This window comes from Erwinia pyri, from assembly GCF_030758455.1.
GTDB lineage: Bacteria > Pseudomonadota > Gammaproteobacteria > Enterobacterales > Enterobacteriaceae > Erwinia > Erwinia pyri.
The window spans coordinates 3859242-3877163 of record NZ_CP132353.1 but is presented as its reverse complement, the minus strand read 5'-3'; the positions used below and the strand labels follow the sequence as shown (position 1 = coordinate 3877163).

The window sequence follows — 17922 nt, the reverse complement described above, 5'->3', positions numbered from 1 at the left end:
AACGAAGCGCATAAAGTTGCCACAGAGCAGACGAACTGTAAACGGGAAGGGGCGAAATCAGACCGGTTTTAGCGTGCAGTTACCGCAGCGCTGGACATCAGGCAGGCGATAGCGCTGACAGCAGGTGCGCCGCTGCATTTCACCCTCACGCGGCAGCATGGTGCGGTAGAAAGGATTTTCTGACCCATCGAGCAGGGTTTTAGAGAAGAAGAAGGCGTGTTCCAGTTCGACCTTAAGCGGTTCGCCCAGCAGGGAAGCTATCTCTCCAAGGAACCACCAGACGGTGAAGCCGGTATTACTCCAGATGAGTTTGCTGTTGATCTCGCCATGCTGCTCAATGCCGCGTACTACCGGGATAAGATGCTGTTGGATCAGGCGATCCATGCGGCGGCGGGGAGAGAGATAGCGCGCCTCTTCATCTTCACGGACGTCAAACCAGAAGGTCGCCGGTCTGCCGGTTTCGTGGAATTCGACGTGGCAGTGCTCAGGGGAGCAATCAAGCGCACGCTCCTCAAGCAGCAGGGCCATCATCATCGGCGGCAGAACAAGGCCGAAGTACCACTGCGCCCAGAGCGACTGCAGCGGCTTCTGCTCGCGAGCCAGCTCAGGCTGCTCACGATAGATAAAATCACCATATAGCGCGTTCAGCCGGGCAAAACTCTCCGGGGCAGACCAGCGGTCCAGCGTCATACTGCTGGCGGGCGCTTCCTCGCCCAGCTTTACGCTTTCCAGAAACCATGCACGGTTTTCACTGAACAGTGCCCGCAGCGAATGCGCCAGCGGACGGCTGCTCTGCAAAAAGATCAGCGGATGTGAACCATACTCAACTGCCTGACGGATGAGAGTAGCCATAAGGTTTCCAGAGTGAATCGAAGTGCAAACGATAATCGTTCTTGATTCTATCTGAGGAAAATTGCACAAACAAGCTTCATTTTGTGCCGGGGACGATCGCACGGGCTGCGTTTAACAGTAGGCAAAGGGCAGGGAAACGTTTCTTATTTTTTATAACAACAGCTGCAGAAAAGAGCAGGGAGGAAATAAAAGGTATATCACCATTAATTCCCAATTTCAGGAATAATCAAGAGTACTTTTTTTGCGGGCATTATTAAATGAGATGCATTTCATTAAAAGGGATCCGTCAGGGGGTTATTTTTGATTCAGAGTAATAATGTATTTTTCTGCACCCGGGCTTCATTAACCCAAACTCTCCCGTTTTTTCTGGCATTTGCATTAAAATTAATGATCAGATTAATAAAAGTATTGGCCCATATCCCTGGGCCATAGCAGGAAACTACATGGCATCAGCTGGCTGAGCCAGGCTGCTTTTGGCAATATCTTCATAGGAAAGAATAGTATTACGCCCACGATTCTTAGCCAGATATAACGCGCGATCGGCATTAGCGAGCGCACTGTCAAAATCCTCTTCATACAATGGCGCAAATCCGGCGCTGACCGTGACATGGGTCGCTACCCGATCGTTGAAGCGATGAGGGATCTCAAGGTTAAGGACATACTGACGGATCCGCTCTGAAAGCTTGCGGGCGATCGACTCATTGACGTTAGTTAACAGCACCAGAAATTCTTCTCCGCCATAGCGCGCCACAATGTCCCTGGACCGCACGGCATCCCGAATGGCAACAGAGACGCGAGCCAGCGCCTGATCGCCCATCGCATGGCCATAGTTGTCGTTATAGGCTTTAAAATGGTCGATATCCAGCAGCAGGACAAAGTGGCTTCCCGCATGATTTTCAAGAATATTTTCCAGCCGGTTTTTTAACCCACGGCGGTTATAGAGGCCAGTCAGCGGGTCCAGCATACTGAGATCGCTGTAGGTCTCTTTCTCTTCATAGAGCTGGCGCATCAGACGGCGGGTAAACCTGTCGCGGCGGCGCTGCATCAGATGGTGCAGCGTGAAGCCTATCAGCGGCAAGGCGATGGTAAACAGAATAAGCACCGTGTTTTGGCCATGATCCAGCAGCAGTACCGCCACGGAGGGCGGCGCCGTATGCAGACAGAAAGCCAGCAGGTGATCGCCTAACGCAATTGCGCTGATAAAAAAGACGCTGACCAGGCTTATCACTAAAAAGCTGCCGTCGAAATAAAATACCGACTCATACTTAAGGTATATTTGCCATGTCCAGAGTAAACCGGTAACGATCGCGACGATATTTAATATCGGAAATTTGCCTGAAGGCTTTAAAAGCATCCACCCCACAATTATAGCACTGAATAACGCAATAATTACCGTGGGCGGGGAATACTGGAAAGTCGCCATTTTTCCATTGATGCTGCATAAACAAAATAGGGACGTTACTGAGTTTAAAAAAAGAAAGAGCATCAGCGACAGCCGATGCTTGCTGTTAAGCAATTCATCATAACTTTGTAATTTCATTATTTTCTACTCGTGACTGCATTGAAAAAAGCCGCACCGGTAATCTGCAACGGTGGACTATTTCGTGCCTGGAATAGTTTCTGTCTGTTATTATTTGGATTTTCTTAATTGTAATCGCTTTCAATCTATCACTTAACATCAGAAGTGTCATCAGCGAGCGCAAAGTTTCAGCAGTATGACAACAAAAGTGCTGCAGAGTGATAAATATTCTTATATGCTATTGGTAATCATTATCATTTGAAAAGGTGTGGGTAGAGCGATGTTGACAGCAATGATCGCCGCATGCGGACTTTGGGGAATCAGCTGGATGTCAGGTAAACGGCTTGATAGCGGCTGGGGAGTTTTGCTGCCCTGTGCACTGATGCCCCTTATCGCCCTGATGAATCTCTCGTTCTCCGGGTGGAGAGTGGTCATGGTGAGTGCTCTTTTAGCCACGTTAGTGATGCTGTTTCACAAACGTCTGCGCCATTATCTGCTGCTGCCTTCCTGTCTGGCGCTGGCCGGAGGCGTGGCGGCAATAACCCTGAAATTTGGGGCGCTATAAACAGAGGGAAAGGGCACTGTAATAAGAGAACTGACAAGGATTAAAGAGAAACGTAGTGGCAAAGCTTAAGGAAAAAGGAGGTGTTACATAAGGTAAAAGAGGCAGTAAGCGAGGCAAAACAGAGAGAATCAACTTGGTGCGAAGAGAGGGACTTGAACCCTCACGTCCGTAAGAACACTAACACCTGAAGCTAGCGCGTCTACCAATTCCGCCACCTTCGCATCCTGTTGAACTTTCTTTATTCATATCACCGCATTGGTGCGAAGGGAGGGACTTGAACCCTCACGTCCGTAAGAACACTAACACCTGAAGCTAGCGCGTCTACCAATTCCGCCACCATCGCTCTAATGCTGCGTAATATGAACAACGTGATTGTTGGTGCGAAGAGAGGGACTTGAACCCTCACGTCCGTTAGGACACTAACACCTGAAGCTAGCGCGTCTACCAATTCCGCCACCTTCGCATACCTTCAATACAGGTAAACTGTATTGCAACCACGGAGGCGCATTCTAGAGATTTTCCGGGGGACGTCAACAGTTATTTAGCGCTGTTGCCAGAATCGTTGTAAAAAGTCACTTTCTGCGGCTTGAGGTGGGGAATCAGGAACTTGCTGGGTAAAACAGCGGCGATTTTTTCGCCGCTCTCTCTTTAGCGCTTCGCTTTCGCTGCGCGTTGCAGGACAGCACGATACACTTTGAAGCGGCCGTTTTGCACCAGCACTTCATGGCTGCCAAAGGTCTCATCCAGCACCTGCGGATAGGGCAGGAAGGCGTTGGCTACGATGCGCAGTTCGCCGCCCATATTCAGATGTTTTGCCGCGCCGCGGATCAACGTCTGCGCTGCGTCCAGGCTGGTCTGCATCCCATCATGGAACGGCGGGTTGGAGATAATCATGTCGTAACGGCCATTCACTTCTGAGTAGACGTCACTGGCAAACACTTCGCCCTCCAGACCGTTAGCCGCCAGCGTAGCTTTACTGGCCTCCACAGCGGCGGCGTTAACGTCGGTCATAAAGAGACGAACCTTCGGCGAGAAGCTGGCCAGCATGGCAGAGAGCACGCCTGCGCCACAGCCGATATCCAGCACTTTGCCTTTCATGTGCGGGCGCAGCGTGGAGAGCAGCAGGTTGCTGCCAGCGTCAAGACCGTCACGGCTGAATACGCCAGGCAACGTTTTAATGGTCAGATGCGCAAGCGGATACTCATCCCAGTAAGCTTCAGCATCAAACGTTGACTGCTTGTCGAGAGTACCGTGATAGAGACCACAGCGGCGGGCGCTGTCGATTTTGTTCAGGGTTGCCCAGGATTCAAGCATCTGTTCTGCGCTGCGTACGCCGCTGCGGTTTTCACCCACCACAAAGATGTCACTGCCCACCGGCAGCAGCGAAAGCAGGTTTTCCAGCTGAAAAAGCGCCTCGGGTTTGTTCTTCGGCCAGAAGTAGACCAGCGTGTCGCACCCGGCTACGGTTTCCGCTGTCGCCACCAGGCCATACTGAGCGTGCTCATTCATCGTGCGGCTCAGGATCTGCCAGTGATGATATTGCTGGGTGTGTACCCGACTCAATACGGTGTCCAGCTGCGCGGGCAGGTCATCCTGCAGATCGCCAGCAAACAGTACGCGGCGTTGAGTAAATTCATCACTGTGGCGCAGTATCACTTCACTGGCCGGGCTAAATGCAGACATCGGTGGCTCCTTACGAATCAGAGCGGCGATTATACCCAAATTAGCCGGAGTTGCAGCAAAGCCTGCGGAGAAGCTGCATTCCTTTTCATTGCGAGTTGCTACCACAGGCATGGCAACGTTGGCGCAGAAGCGATGGGTTTGCTAGCATAGCGTCGCAATCGGGCGACCAGACAGGAATAATGATGTCTTCCAGACGTGACTGGTTATTAGAGCAAATGGGCATCACGCAGTATACGCTGCGGCGTCCGCGCGCCCTACAGGGGGAAGTAGCGGTTTCTTTACCCGAGCAGACGCGCCTGCTGATTGTGGCGGAAGTCCCGCCGCTGTTGACCGATCCTTTGATTCGCGATGTGCTGCATGCCATGCTGATGCACGAAGATGAAGTCGCCGTCCTGACCCCTGACCAACTGGCGATGTTGCCAGAGACCCGTTGTGCAAGCTGGTACCTGGGCATTACGCCCCCGGCTGCACTGAACGGATCGCAGATCGCTTCGCCTGTTCTTGCGGAGCTTTATCATAATGCCGGTGCCAAGCGCGCCCTGTGGCAGCAGATTTCTCAACATGAATCAGATTTCTTTACTGACCCCGCAAGATCTTGAGCCCGCGTTTGCCATTGAGCAGCGCAGCCACGCTTTTCCCTGGAGTGAAAAAACTTTTATCAGCAACCAGGGTGAGCGTTATCTGAACTATCAGCTTACTGTAGATGCACAGATGGCTGGTTTTGCCATTACTCAGGTGGTGCTGGACGAAGCCACGCTGTTTAATCTGGCCGTGGATCCCGCCTTTCAGCGTCGTGGGATTGGGCGTGAACTTCTTGAGCATGTGATTACGGAGCTTGAAAGCCGCGGCATCCAGACCCTGTGGCTGGAAGTCAGGGCGTCAAACCGTCCCGCCATTGCGCTCTATGAACAGCTGGATTTCAACGAAGTGTCGGTGCGCCGTAATTACTACCCAACGGCGGACGGCAAAGAAGATGCCATTATCATGGCACTGACCTTATAAGGATTGAGTAAGAGATGCTTAAAGAGTGGGATTGGATCTTGTTTGACGCTGACGATACGCTGTTTCACTTCGACGCGTTTGCGGGTTTGCAGCGTCTGTTTCAGCAGTATGACGTGGTCTTCAGTCCTGACGATTACGACGATTATCAGGCGATCAATAAACCATTGTGGGTGGATTATCAGAATGGCGCCATCAGCGCGCTGCAGTTGCAGCATCAGCGTTTTCAGAACTGGGCAGATAAGCTGAAGGTCACGCCGCTCGATCTGAACGACGGTTTTCTTGCCGCCATGGCTGAGCTGTGCGTGCCGCTTGCCGGCGCGGTAAATCTGCTTAATTCCCTGAAAGGGAAGGTAAAAATGGGTATTATCACCAATGGTTTTACCGCCCTTCAGCAGGCAAGACTCAAGCGTACAGGTTTCCTGGACTATTTCGATCTGCTGGTGATCTCCGAACAGGTTGGCCATGCCAAGCCGCATCCGGCTATCTTCGACTACGCCCTGGATCAGATGGGTAACCCGCCGCGCGACCGCGTGATGATGGTGGGCGATAATCCTGACTCAGACATTCTTGGCGGCATTAACGCCGGGCTGGCAACCTGCTGGCTGAATGCCGATAACCGTCCGCGGCCGGAAGGTCTCCAGCCTACCTGGCAGGTCAAAACGCTCCAGGAGCTGGAAGTGATCCTGCATGCCTGATGCGGGTTAGCGCCCAGAGCTGAGGCTGGCTGAAAAAAAAGCTGCTGCAACCTTCCGGTCTGACAGCAGCTTTCGCCGGAAGCGCGTCGTTACTTAGCCAGCTTATCCTCAGTGCGCAGATCAAAATCTGACGCATCGTGGCGCTCGTGCAGCTGTTCGGAAGGCTCGCCGAAGGTGCGATTAACGATGCGGCCACGCTGAACGGCAGGGCGTTGCGCCACTTCATCCGCCCAGCGCAGCAGATTTTTGTAGGAACCCGCATCCAGGAATTCTGCGGCGTTATAGACCATTCCCTTCACCAGCGCGCCGTACCATGGCCAGATAGCGATATCGGCAATGGTGTAATCTTCACCGGCGATATAACGATGTTCTGCCAGCTGGCGGTCCAGCACGTCGAGCTGACGCTTGGCTTCCATGGTGAAGCGGTCAATCGCATACTCGATTTTTACCGGCGCATAGTTATAGAAGTGACCAAAGCCGCCGCCAAGGTAAGGGGCAGAACCCTGCAGCCAGAACAGCCAGTTCAGCGTTTCAGTGCGGCCAGCCGGATCTTTCGGCAGGAAATGGCCATATTTTTCTGCCAGATAAAGCAGGATGGCGCCGGACTCAAACACGCGGGTTGGCGGCGTGGTTGAGCGGTCCAGCAGCGCAGGGATTTTGGAGTTAGGGTTCACGTCCACAAAGCCTGAGGAGAACTGATCGCCCTCGCCGATGCGGATCAGATGCGCGTCATATTCAGCATCGTTGACGTTCAGCGCCAGCAGCTCTTCCAGCAGGATGGTCACCTTCTGGCCGTTTGGCGTTCCCATGGAATAGAGCTGCAGCGGGTGTTTGCCTACAGGCAGGGTTGCTTCATGACGCGCACCGGCGGTGGGTCGGTTGATGCTTCCCCAGGTTCCGCCCGCTTCTTTGTTTTCTGACCACACTTTTGCTGGCTGATAATCCGTGTTGCTCATAACCGAAAGTCCTCTTTCTGATAAAAAATGGCGCATCCTGGAGCAAAGCCCACAGACGTCTCGCCGTTGATGGTCTAAAAATAGCTGCTGTCTCAGCAAAAAACCAAATGCGGTTGTTACACCGGATGTCAGGTATAGCATCGGGCTGTGACCGCCGTTTATCTTTACAGAGCACTCTTAGCAGCATTAACAGGAACACAGAATGGATGAACACTATCTGGCAGACCTGAAAGAAGCGGGTCTGACCCTGACTGAAGATGGCCGCGTCTGCTGCTACTGGCAGCCCTCTATGCCCGATTATCACGATAACGAGTGGGGCCAGCCGGTGGTGGATGACCGCCGCCTGTTCGAAAAGGTTTGTCTGGAAGGTTTTCACTCCGGCATGTCGTGGCAGCTGATCTATAACAAACGGGAGAACTTTCGCCGCGCCTTTAAAGATTTTGATTTCCATGCGGTGGCGCAGTTTACCGAAGAGGATGTGGCGAGGCTGATGGAAGATAAAAGCATTGTGCGCAATCGTGCGAAAATCCTCTCCACCATCAATAACGCAAAGCGCGCTCAGGAACTGATTAAGGAGGCGGGTTCGCTGGCAGCCTGGTTCTGGCAGTTTGAGCCGGAAGCGAAAGATCGGCCGCCGGTCGTGGACCTGGCCTGGTGGCAGAGCGCTAAAACCTCGCCCGAATCGATCCGCATGTCGAAAGCGTTGAAAAAGCGGGGCTGGACGTGGGTCGGGCCGGTCACCACCTATTCCCTGATGCAGGCGTTAGGCTTGATCAACGACCATATTACAGGCTGCCAGTGTCGGGAAAAATTTGAGCAGGCCAGGGAAACGCTTAATCGCCCTGGCTGAATCCCTTATGCTAAAGTCTCCGTCCAGTCATTAAGAGGCCGCGCCAGTGTAGATCCTGACTCCCCGCCGCAAAATGGGTGAAAAAACCGCAGCCGGTGCCCTGTGCTTCCGGCGCTGCACGCATTTATGGGGATTACGCGGCCTTCTGCATTGTTTATAACCGCCGGATCGGCGAAAATGCCGGCCATTAATGATTAATTGTCTGTGATACGCCCCGCGCCGTCTGCGCAGCGGCGGCACAGCACCTAACTGAGTTTTTTCATGTCAAATGCACCCTTTATGCAAGAGGTGGCCCGTCGCCGCACTTTTGCCATTATTTCTCACCCGGATGCCGGTAAAACCACCATCACCGAAAAAGTGCTGCTGTTCGGGCAGGCGATTCAGACTGCCGGTACAGTAAAAGGGCGTGGCTCTAACCAGCACGCCAAATCGGACTGGATGGAAATGGAGAAGCAGCGTGGGATCTCCATCACCACCTCGGTGATGCAGTTTCCCTACCGCGAAAGTCTGGTAAACCTGCTGGATACGCCGGGGCACGAAGACTTCTCTGAAGATACCTATCGTACCCTGACGGCGGTGGACTGCTGCCTGATGGTGATTGATGCTGCGAAAGGCGTTGAGGATCGTACCCGCAAGCTGATGGAAGTGACCCGTCTGCGCGATACGCCAATCATCACCTTTATGAACAAGCTGGACCGCGATATTCGTGACCCGATGGAGGTGATGGATGAAGTGGAGAGCGAGCTGAAAATTGCCTGCGCGCCCATTACCTGGCCTATTGGCTGCGGCAAGCTGTTCAAGGGCGTCTATCATCTCTACAAAAACGAAACCTACCTTTATCAGACCGGTAAAGGGCACACCATCCAGGAAGTGCGCATTGTAAAAGGTCTGGATAACCCGGATCTCGATAAAGCGATCGGTGAAGAGCTTGCCGGCCAGCTGCGTGAAGAGCTGGAGCTGGTGCAGGGCGCGTCCCATGAGTTCGATAAAGAAGCGTTCCTGGCGGGCAAGCTGACGCCGGTGTTTTTCGGCACCGCACTGGGTAACTTCGGTGTGGATCATATGCTGGATGGCCTGGTCGACTGGGCGCCTTCACCGATGCCGCGCCAGACTGATCTGCGTACCGTCACCGCGGCGGATGATAAGTTCACCGGTTTCGTGTTCAAGATCCAGGCAAACATGGATCCGAAACACCGCGATCGCGTGGCGTTTATGCGCGTGGTTTCCGGCAAATATGAAAAAGGCATGAAGCTGCGCCAGGTTCGTCTGGGCAAAGATGTGGTGATTGCCGATGCGCTGACCTTTATGGCGGGCGACCGTTCGCACGTTGAAGAAGCCTATCCTGGCGATATCATCGGCCTGCATAACCACGGCACGATCCAGATCGGCGATACCTTCACCCAGGGTGAAAACATGAAGTTCACCGGTATTCCGAACTTCGCGCCGGAGCTGTTCCGTCGTATCCGCCTGCGCGATCCGCTCAAGCAGAAGCAGCTGCTGAAAGGGCTGGTTCAGCTGTCGGAAGAGGGCGCAGTGCAGGTATTCCGTCCGGTACACAATAATGACCTGATTGTAGGCGCCGTGGGCGTGCTGCAGTTTGATGTGGTTGTGGCGCGCCTGAAGAGTGAATACAACGTGGAAGCGATCTATGAGTCCGTCAACGTCTCTACCGCGCGCTGGGTAGAGTGCAGCGACGTGAAGAAATTTGATGAGTTCCAGCGTAAAAACGAAGTTAACCTGGCGCTGGATGGCGGGGACAACCTCACTTACATCGCACCGACCATGGTTAACCTTAATATCACCCAGGAGCGTTATCCTGAAGTGGTGTTCCGCAAAACGCGCGAACACTAACAGCAGGGGATTGCTGGTCTATACTGTGAAAGCGATGCTCTGTGCATCGCTTTTTTTTTGGCCCGGCTGCTCTGGTTCCATCTGGTCCTGATTATACAGACTGCTCTTAAAAAACCTGCTTATTGCGCATTTATCCATCATATCAACCACAAGCAGCGGTGAAATCCTGATTAGCGTCTATATTGAATTCTGACGGACGCAAAATATGCGGCGCGGTTGCTGCAACGTCTTACCTACTACAGTCACGCCGTTTGTGGCTGAAAGCTCACAGTTGTGAGTGCAATCACATGAAGAAGGAATGATCGATGAATATGACTAAGATGAATAAAACTCTGATGGCTGTACTGGTTGGTTCTGCTCTGGTAAGTGGTGCTGCAATGGCAGAAGACACCACGACTCCTAAAGTGCAGTCCACTACCGACAGCGCGGGTTCAAAAATCGATAGCTCTATGAAAAAAGTCGGCGGGTACATGGATGACAGCGGCGTGACTGCCAAGGTGAAAGCCGCTCTGGTAGATGACGACGCAATCAAAAGCACAGATATTTCCGTAGAAACCCATTCTGGCGTTGTGACACTGAGTGGTTTTGTTCCTTCGCAGGATCAGGCCGAAAAGGCTGTAGCGGCGGCGAAAAAAGTTGAAGGCGTTAAGTCTGTCAGCGATAAACTGCACGCGAAAGACAGCACAAAATCGAGCGTCAGCGGTTATGCCGGAGATGCGGCAACGACCAGCGAAATTAAAGCTAAACTGTTAGCAGACGACATCGTCCCGTCACGTAATGTGAAAGTGGAAACCACCAATGGTGTGGTTCAGCTTTCCGGTACGGTGAAAAGTCAGGCACAATCTGAACGTGCCGAAGGGATTGCCAAAGCCATTGATGGCGTGAAAAGCGTTAAGAACGATCTGACTGTGAAGTCATAAAATTGAGACGGGCCACCCCAGGTGGCCTGAATCGATAGTGTTGAAGACAATAATCGAGTCACGCCGGACAAGGCGGATTTAATAAATCAGGCAGCAAGATTTCTACAATAGGGTAAGGAGAAGCTTATGTTTCGTTGGGGCATTATTTTTCTGATTATCGCGCTCATTGCAGCAGCGTTAGGTTTTGGTGGTCTTGCTGGTACAGCCGCATGGGCAGCTAAAATCGTCTTTGTTGTCGGTATCATTATCTTCCTGATCAGCCTGTTCACCGGCCGCAAGAAGTTATAGACCCGAGAATAAAAACAGCATCAACGGAGGCCAGTCACTGACTGGCCTCCGGCGTTTTAAGACAAAAATTGATCAACCGCAAATTACGCCAAACGGCCCGTCTCTTTCCCCTGTATCCTCACCGCATTCCCCCTTCATCAGGATACCGCCTGTGGGCAGACGCATCCCTGTTACTCTCGGCAACATTGAGCCGCTGGCGTTAACACCTTTTCGTCCGGGTAAACTCGCCCTGGTTTGCGAAGGCGGCGGGCAGCGCGGTATTTTCACCGCTGGCGTGCTGGATGAATTTCAGCGGGCTAACTTCAATCCCTTCGACCTGATGTTGGGCACCTCTGCGGGCGCACAAAACTTATCGGCCTATATCTGCGGTCAGCCGGGTTATGCCCGCCGGGTGATTACGCGTTATACCACCAGTAAACTCTTTTTTGATCCGCTGCGTTTTGTGCGGGGCGGGCACTTGATCGATCTTGACTGGCTGGTGAACATTACTGCCCAGGAGTTTCCGCTGGCGATGGAAGCGGGAGAGAAGATGTTCTCTTCCGGCCGGGAATTTTATATGTGCGCCTGCCGCAGCGATGACTATTCGCCAGGCTATTTTGCTCCGACGGCGGCGAACTGGCTGAATATCATCAAGGCCTCCAGCGCCATCCCCGGGCTTTACCGTCCCGGCGTGGATCTGGAAGGGATCAGCTATCTGGATGGCGGCATCAGCGATGCGATTCCGGTGCGTGAAGCGGCGCGCCGGGGTGCGGAAACCATCGTGGTTATTCGTACCGTACCCTCACAGATGACCTATACGCCGCAGTGGCTGAAGCGAATCGAGCGCTGGCTTACGGATAGCGCGCTGCAGCCGCTGGTGAATATCATGCATCTGCATGAAGAGAGCTACCGGGCCACGCAAGCGTTCATCGATAACCCGCCGGGCAAGCTGAATATCATTGAGATCTTTCCGCCGCATGTGCTGGCCAGCATGGCACTGGGCAGCCGCGTGGCGTCGCTGAACCAGGATTATCATCTGGGCCGTCGCTGCGGGCGTTATTTCCTGGCTACACTGGGTCAATGGCTGAATGAGAACGATACGCTGACCAGTCAGCAGCCAGTTATCCCGCCTGCACCAGTGGCAAACGAGCCGGTACGTGATGGCGTGATTCTGGATCCGCTGGCGGGAAACGATGCTGATTACAATGAGGGCTCGCTGGCATGACTGCAGGATTTGTTGATACGCACTGTCATTTTGATTTCGCCCCCTTTTGCGGGCATGAGGAGGAGAGCCTGAGGCTCGCTTCCGCCGCTGGCGTGGAGAAAATCATTGTGGTGGGCGTCTCAGCAGACCGGTATGCTGGCGTGATGGCGCTGGCGGAACGCTGGCAGCCTCTCTATGCCGCGCTGGGCACGCATCCGATGGCGATCGCTCAGCATCGTGACTCGCACCTGGAGCAGCTTGAAAACTGGTTGAAGCTGAAGCCGGAAAAGCTGGTGGCGATCGGCGAAATTGGCCTGGATCTCTTTATTGAAGATCCTCAGTTCGACAAGCAGGAGCAGCTGCTGGATGCCCAGCTACGGCTGGCAAAACGCTATGACCTGCCGGTGATCCTTCATTCCCGCCGTACTCATGACAAATTAGCACAGCATCTTAAGCGCCTGGCGCTGCCGCGTCGTGGCGTGGTGCATGGTTTTGCCGGAAGCGAACAGCAGGCGCTGGCGTTTATCCGCGCGGGCTACGCCATCGGCGTGGGCGGTACTATCACCTATGAACGCGCCAGTAAAACCCGCAACACGATCTCCCGACTTCCTCTCTCTTCTTTACTGCTGGAAACGGATTCGCCCGATATGCCGCTGCAGGGTTTTCAGGGCCAGGCGAACCGGCCTGAGCGCGTGAAAAACGTCTGGCAAAGCCTGTGTGAACTGCGGGAAGAATCTCCGCAGGAGATTGCCGAAACCCTGCGTGAGAACACCCGCACCCTTTTTCAGCTCTGAGTAGCTAAACTCTTAAATCTGACTGGCTGACAACTTCGCTGCGCGAGGTGTCATTTGCCGCTGCTACACTGCGCCATAAATGTTATTATTATAACATTTGCTGGCAAAACCCTGTTTCAGCCTGTTTTTCAGCCTTACCAGAGAGCCGGAGCAGCAACAGTAACCAATTTTATGTGATATTAATCACATCAAAAGGGTTTCGCTTGCAGTGCTATTTCTTTAGATCGTGAATTTCATCACGGAAGAGGTGCTGCCTTTTCCGTTATTATTTTAACATTCCAGCCCGGTAAACGGGCGCTGGCGGCAAGGACCCCGGCTTTCGCTGTCGCGAAACGGGCAAGCCGCCTGAACAATGCCTGGAGAACACTATGACCGACGTCACCGCAGCTGCCGTACGCGCGCTCAAACTCATGGATTTAACCACCCTGAATGATGATGACACCGACGAGAAAGTGATCGCGCTGTGCCATCAGGCCAAATCCCCGGCGGGTAATACCGCAGCTATTTGCATCTATCCACGCTTTATCCCGATTGCGCGCAAAACGCTGCGTGAGCAGGGCACGCCAGATATCCGCATCGCCACCGTGACTAACTTCCCGCACGGTAACGACGATCTGGAAATTGCGCTGGCAGAAACCCATGCCGCCATCGCCTATGGCGCTGATGAGGTGGATGTGGTGTTCCCTTATCGCGCCCTGATGGCGGGTAATGGAGATATTGGTTATGACATCGTCAGCGCCTGCAAAGAGGCGTGCGAAGATTCAGACGTTCTGCTGAAAGTCATTATTGAAACCGGCGAGCTGAAAGATCCTGAACTGATCCGCAAAGCGTCCGAAATCGCCATCAAAGCGGGTGCCGATTTCATCAAAACTTCAACGGGTAAGGTGCCGGTCAACGCCACACCGGAAGTTGCTGAGATTATGCTCAACGTCATTGCTGAGATGGGCGTAAAGCATCAGGTTGGCTTTAAGCCTGCCGGTGGCGTACGCACGGCTGAAGATGCCGCTATTTACCTGAAGCTGGCCGATGAGATTCTGGGTAGCGACTGGGCGGATGCGCGTCATTTCCGTTTTGGTGCCTCCAGCCTGTTAGCCAGCCTGCTGACAGCCGCCGGACATAGCGGCGCAAAAAGCGATTCAGCTTACTGAGCGTAGGGCGAACTTTTTCGCCCTCGCAACCGGTATCAGGACGGCAGATCTGCCGTCCTCATCAAAGATAAACCCCAGGGGGCAACGTGTTCCTGCCACAAGAAATCATTCGAAAAAAGAGAGACGGCCTGGCGCTGAGTGAAGAAGAGATCCGTTTCTTCATCAAAGGTGTGCGTGATAATACCGTTTCCGAAGGGCAAATCGCTGCGCTGGCGATGACCATCTACTTCCACGATATGTCCCTGCAGGAGCGGGTAGCGCTGACCATGGCCATGCGCGATTCCGGGTCGGTGCTCAACTGGCAGGCGCTTAATCTGAATGGTCCGGTGGTGGACAAACACTCCACCGGTGGCGTGGGCGATGTCACCTCGCTGATGCTGGGACCGATGGTGGCGGCTTGCGGCGGCTACGTGCCGATGATTTCAGGCCGCGGGCTGGGCCATACTGGCGGCACGCTGGATAAGCTGGAAGCGATCCCCGGCTTTGATATTTTTCCTGATGATGAAACGTTCCGACGGATCATCAAAGAGGTGGGCGTAGCGATTATTGGCCAGACTAACTCCCTGGCCCCTGCCGACAAGCGTTTTTACGCTACCCGTGATATCACCGCAACGGTCGACTCTATCCCGCTGATCACCGCTTCTATCCTGGCGAAAAAGCTGGCGGAAGGGCTGGATGCGTTGGTGATGGATGTCAAAGTAGGCTCCGGCGCCTTTATGCCAACTTTTGAGCAGTCTGAGCTGCTGGCTCACTCCATCGTTGGCGTGGCAAACGGCGCGGGCTGCAAAACCACAGCCCTGCTGACCGATATGAATCAGGTGCTGGCTTCCACAGCCGGTAACGCGCTGGAAGTGCGTGAAGCGGTTAACTTCCTGACCGGGAAATACCGCAACCCACGCCTGCTGGAGGTCACGCTGGCCCTGAGTGCAGAGATGCTGGTTTCCGGCGGGCTGGCAGCGGACACGGCGGAAGCTACCCGCAAACTGCAGGCGGTGCTGGATAACGGCAAAGCCGCAGAATGTTTCGCGAAGATGGTGGCTGCGCAGAAAGGCCCGGCTGACTTTATCGAAAAAATGGAGAGCTACCTGCCTGCGCCGATGCTCAGCAAAGCGCTCTATGCCGAAAAGCCGGGTATTATCAGCGCTATGGATACGCGGGCACTGGGGATGGCAGTGGTCTCGATGGGCGGCGGTCGCCGTCAGGCCAGCGATCAGATTGACTACAGCGTTGGCTTAAGCGAGATGGCGCAGCTGGGCGACATGGCCGACAGCCAGCGTCCGTTGGCGGTGATCCATGCTGCAACAGAAGCAGACTGGCAGGAAGCGGCGCTGGCGGTAACGCGCGCCATCACACTCAGTGAAACGGCTCCGCAGGAGACGCCCGTTATCTATCGCAGAATTACCGGATAAGCGTCATACTGTTCCGATCGATAAAATTTAAGCTTATCGCGTCACAGACGCAGGAGATCAGAATGAAACGTGCATTTATCATGGTGCTTGATTCCTTCGGGATCGGCTCCAGCAAAGACGCCCACAAATTTGGCGACCAGGGTTCAGATACCCTCGGACACATTGCCGAAGCGTGCTTCAAAGGTGAAGCGGACAAAGGCCGTAAAGGACCGCTGCATGTGCCGAATCTGACCGCATTAGGCTTAGGCAAAGCGGCACAAGAGTCGACGGGTAAGTTCCCCGCAGGCCTGGATGAGAACGCGGAGATTATCGGGGCTTACGCTTACGCCAGCGAACTCTCTTCCGGCAAAGACACGCCGTCGGGCCACTGGGAAATTGCCGGTGTTCCTGTGCTGTTTGACTGGGGATACTTCAGCGACAAAGAGAACAGCTTCCCGCAGGAGCTGTTAGATCTGCTGGTAGAGAAAGCGGATTTGCCGGGCTATCTGGGCAACTGCCACTCATCGGGTACGGTGATCCTTGACCAGCTAGGTGAAGAGCATATGAAAACCGGCAAGCCGATTTTCTATACCTCTGCCGACTCGGTGTTCCAGATTGCCTGCCATGAAGAGACATTTGGGCTGGAACGCCTCTATAAGCTGTGCGAAATCGCCCGTGAGGCCCTGACCGAAGGCGGTTATAACATTGGCCGCGTGATCGCCCGCCCGTTTGTGGGTGATAAAGCCGGAAACTTCGAACGTACCGGGAATCGTCACGATCTCGCCGTTGAGCCACCTTCGCCAACCATCCTGAAAAAGCTGGTTGATGAACAGAACGGCCAGGTCATTTCAGTGGGGAAAATCGCGGATATCTATGCGCACGTCGGCATCACCAAAAAAGTGAAGGCGACCGGGCTGGATGCGCTGTTTGACGCCACCATCGAAGAGATGAAAATCGCGCCGGACAACAGCATCGTGTTCACTAACTTTGTGGATTTCGACTCCACCTGGGGCCACCGTCGTGACGTGCCGGGCTATGCAGGCGGCCTGGAGCTGTTCGACCGCCGTTTGCCGGAGCTGATGGCCTTAGTGAAAGAGGGCGATATCCTGATCTTAACCGCTGACCACGGCTGTGACCCAACGTGGGAAGGGACGGAACATACACGCGAGCACATTCCGGTGCTGATTTATGGGCCAGGCGTGAAGCCAGGTTCGCTGGGCTATCGCGAAACCTTCGCCGATATCGGCCAGACCATCGCTAACTATTTTGGCCTTTCCGATATGGAATATGGCAAAAGCATGCTGTAATCAGCGAAAACGTAACCGGCCAGCGCACCGACGCTGGCAAGACTTAAAAAGGATGAATGATGGCTACGCCTCATATTAATGCAGAAATGGGTGACTTCGCTGACGTGGTTCTGATGCCGGGCGATCCGCTGCGTGCTAAACACATCGCGGAAACCTTCCTGCAGGACGCCGTAGAAGTGAACAACGTGCGTGGCATGCTGGGCTATACCGGCACCTATAAAGGCCGCAAAATCTCCGTCATGGGCCACGGCATGGGTATTCCTTCCTGCTCCATCTACGCGAAAGAGCTGATCACCGATTTTGGCGTGAAAAAAATCATTCGCGTAGGCTCCTGCGGCGCGGTGCGTGCTGATGTCAAACTGCGTGATGTGGTGATTGGCATGGGCGCGTCTACCGACTCTAAAGTAAACCGCATGCGTTTCAAGGATCATGACTTCGCCGCCATTGCTGATTTTGAGATGGTGCGTAACGCGGTGGATGCCGCTAAAGCGCTGGGCGTAAGCGCCCGTGTAGGCAACATCTTCTCTGCCGATCTGTTCTACACGCCAGATCCGCAGATGTTTGATGTCATGGAGAAATACGGCATTCTGGGCGTGGAAATGGAAGCGGCTGGCATCTACGGCGTGGCTGCAGAGTTTGGTGCGAAAGCGCTGGCTATCTGTACCGTTTCTGACCATATCCGCAGCGGTGAGCAGACTACCGCCGCTGAACGTCAGACCACTTTCAGCGAGATGATTGAGATCGCGCTGGAGTCCGTACTGCTGGGCGACAAGGCTGATTAAGGGGTAAAAACTGGCCGGGCAATCCGGCCAGAACTGACCTCATACACTTGCCGTTCTCTATAAATATCTATTCATATTCCTGCGTATTCCTGCTTATCTTTTCTTTATTTTCAGGTAATTAAGTGCTAATTATCTATTC

Annotated in this window: 18 protein-coding genes and 3 tRNA genes; 14 read left to right on the top strand and 7 right to left on the bottom strand. The window is 53.8% G+C overall.

Annotated elements, in window-relative coordinates; all coding sequences use genetic code 11:
* Nucleotides 1-57: 57 nt before the first annotated feature.
* Nucleotides 58-852: a siderophore-iron reductase FhuF gene (fhuF, locus tag Q3V30_RS18330; RefSeq protein ID WP_306208213.1), complete on the bottom strand. Its 795-nt coding sequence runs from the start codon at nucleotides 850-852 to the stop codon at nucleotides 58-60.
* A 439-nt stretch (nucleotides 853-1291) separates the two neighbouring features.
* A complete protein-coding gene (locus Q3V30_RS18325; RefSeq protein WP_306208211.1) occupies nucleotides 1292-2392 on the bottom strand; it encodes a GGDEF domain-containing protein in 1101 nt (366 codons plus the stop codon).
* 259 nt (nucleotides 2393-2651) lie between these two features.
* Here Q3V30_RS18325 and Q3V30_RS18320 point away from each other — a divergent pair, with 259 nt between their 5' ends.
* Nucleotides 2652-2936: a DUF1435 domain-containing protein gene (locus Q3V30_RS18320; protein WP_306208209.1), complete on the top strand. Its 285-nt coding sequence runs from the start codon at nucleotides 2652-2654 to the stop codon at nucleotides 2934-2936.
* 134 nt (nucleotides 2937-3070) lie between these two features.
* Here the strand turns inward: Q3V30_RS18320 and Q3V30_RS18315 are convergent.
* From Q3V30_RS18315 to rsmC, 4 genes are all read right to left on the bottom strand, one after another.
* Nucleotides 3071-3157: transfer RNA gene (locus Q3V30_RS18315), tRNA-Leu, on the bottom strand.
* Nucleotides 3158-3192: 35 nt separating this feature from the next.
* Nucleotides 3193-3279: transfer RNA gene (locus Q3V30_RS18310), tRNA-Leu, on the bottom strand.
* A 33-nt stretch (nucleotides 3280-3312) separates the two neighbouring features.
* A tRNA-Leu gene (locus Q3V30_RS18305) sits at nucleotides 3313-3399 on the bottom strand.
* A gap of 185 nt (nucleotides 3400-3584) precedes the next feature.
* On the bottom strand, nucleotides 3585-4619 hold the full coding sequence (gene rsmC / locus Q3V30_RS18300) for a 16S rRNA (guanine(1207)-N(2))-methyltransferase RsmC (RefSeq protein ID WP_306208207.1): 1035 nt from the start codon (nucleotides 4617-4619) through the stop codon (nucleotides 3585-3587).
* A gap of 179 nt (nucleotides 4620-4798) precedes the next feature.
* Between rsmC and Q3V30_RS18295 the strand changes: the two genes are divergently transcribed.
* From Q3V30_RS18295 to yjjG, 3 genes are read left to right on the top strand one after another with little or no spacing between them, the layout of a single operon-like run.
* Nucleotides 4799-5218: a DNA polymerase III subunit psi gene (locus Q3V30_RS18295; protein WP_306208206.1), complete on the top strand. Its 420-nt coding sequence runs from the start codon at nucleotides 4799-4801 to the stop codon at nucleotides 5216-5218.
* Nucleotides 5181-5621: a ribosomal protein S18-alanine N-acetyltransferase gene (gene rimI / locus Q3V30_RS18290; protein ID WP_306208204.1), complete on the top strand. Its 441-nt coding sequence runs from the start codon at nucleotides 5181-5183 to the stop codon at nucleotides 5619-5621. Before Q3V30_RS18295 ends, rimI begins: the two co-directional genes overlap by 38 nt.
* A gap of 14 nt (nucleotides 5622-5635) precedes the next feature.
* Complete coding sequence (gene yjjG / locus Q3V30_RS18285; protein ID WP_306208202.1) at nucleotides 5636-6316, top strand: pyrimidine 5'-nucleotidase; 681 nt, start codon at nucleotides 5636-5638, stop codon at nucleotides 6314-6316.
* Nucleotides 6317-6405: 89 nt separating this feature from the next.
* On the opposite strand, the gene yghU is transcribed toward yjjG, so the two are convergent.
* The gene (gene yghU / locus Q3V30_RS18280) at nucleotides 6406-7272 is read right to left on the bottom strand and encodes a glutathione-dependent disulfide-bond oxidoreductase (RefSeq protein WP_306208200.1); all 867 of its coding nucleotides are present in this window, start codon (nucleotides 7270-7272) and stop codon (nucleotides 6406-6408) included.
* A gap of 202 nt (nucleotides 7273-7474) precedes the next feature.
* Here yghU and Q3V30_RS18275 point away from each other — a divergent pair, with 202 nt between their 5' ends.
* The 10 genes from Q3V30_RS18275 to deoD all read left to right on the top strand — a co-directional run bounded on the left by Q3V30_RS18275 (nucleotide 7475) and on the right by deoD (nucleotide 17783).
* A complete protein-coding gene (locus tag Q3V30_RS18275) occupies nucleotides 7475-8122 on the top strand; it encodes a DNA-3-methyladenine glycosylase I (protein ID WP_306208198.1) in 648 nt (215 codons plus the stop codon).
* 261 nt (nucleotides 8123-8383) lie between these two features.
* A complete protein-coding gene (gene prfC, locus Q3V30_RS18270; RefSeq protein WP_306208196.1) occupies nucleotides 8384-9973 on the top strand; it encodes a peptide chain release factor 3 in 1590 nt (529 codons plus the stop codon).
* 305 nt (nucleotides 9974-10278) lie between these two features.
* Entirely contained in the window at nucleotides 10279-10893 is a 615-nt protein-coding gene (osmY, locus tag Q3V30_RS18265) for a molecular chaperone OsmY (RefSeq protein WP_306208194.1), read from the top strand.
* 126 nt (nucleotides 10894-11019) lie between these two features.
* Nucleotides 11020-11181, top strand: a complete 162-nt coding sequence (locus Q3V30_RS18260) for a DUF1328 domain-containing protein (protein WP_013200641.1) — start codon at nucleotides 11020-11022, stop codon at nucleotides 11179-11181.
* A 151-nt stretch (nucleotides 11182-11332) separates the two neighbouring features.
* Nucleotides 11333-12385 (top strand): patatin-like phospholipase family protein, encoded by a 1053-nt coding sequence (locus tag Q3V30_RS18255; protein ID WP_306208188.1) that lies wholly within the window; start codon nucleotides 11333-11335, stop codon nucleotides 12383-12385.
* Nucleotides 12382-13158 carry a TatD family hydrolase gene (locus Q3V30_RS18250; RefSeq protein ID WP_306208186.1) on the top strand — a complete coding sequence of 259 codons (777 nt, stop codon included), beginning with the start codon at nucleotides 12382-12384 and terminating at the stop codon, nucleotides 13156-13158. The genes Q3V30_RS18255 and Q3V30_RS18250 overlap by 4 nt, the downstream gene beginning before the upstream one ends.
* 368 nt (nucleotides 13159-13526) lie before the next feature.
* The gene (gene deoC, locus Q3V30_RS18245; RefSeq protein ID WP_306208184.1) at nucleotides 13527-14306 is read left to right on the top strand and encodes a deoxyribose-phosphate aldolase; all 780 of its coding nucleotides are present in this window, start codon (nucleotides 13527-13529) and stop codon (nucleotides 14304-14306) included.
* Nucleotides 14307-14392: 86 nt separating this feature from the next.
* Entirely contained in the window at nucleotides 14393-15715 is a 1323-nt protein-coding gene (gene deoA, locus Q3V30_RS18240; protein WP_306208182.1) for a thymidine phosphorylase, read from the top strand.
* Nucleotides 15716-15777: 62 nt separating this feature from the next.
* Nucleotides 15778-17001: a phosphopentomutase gene (gene deoB, locus Q3V30_RS18235; protein ID WP_306208180.1), complete on the top strand. Its 1224-nt coding sequence runs from the start codon at nucleotides 15778-15780 to the stop codon at nucleotides 16999-17001.
* A gap of 59 nt (nucleotides 17002-17060) precedes the next feature.
* Nucleotides 17061-17783, top strand: coding sequence for a purine-nucleoside phosphorylase (gene deoD / locus Q3V30_RS18230; RefSeq protein ID WP_306208178.1), 723 nt, complete (start codon nucleotides 17061-17063; stop codon nucleotides 17781-17783).
* Nucleotides 17784-17922: the final 139 nt, after the last annotated feature.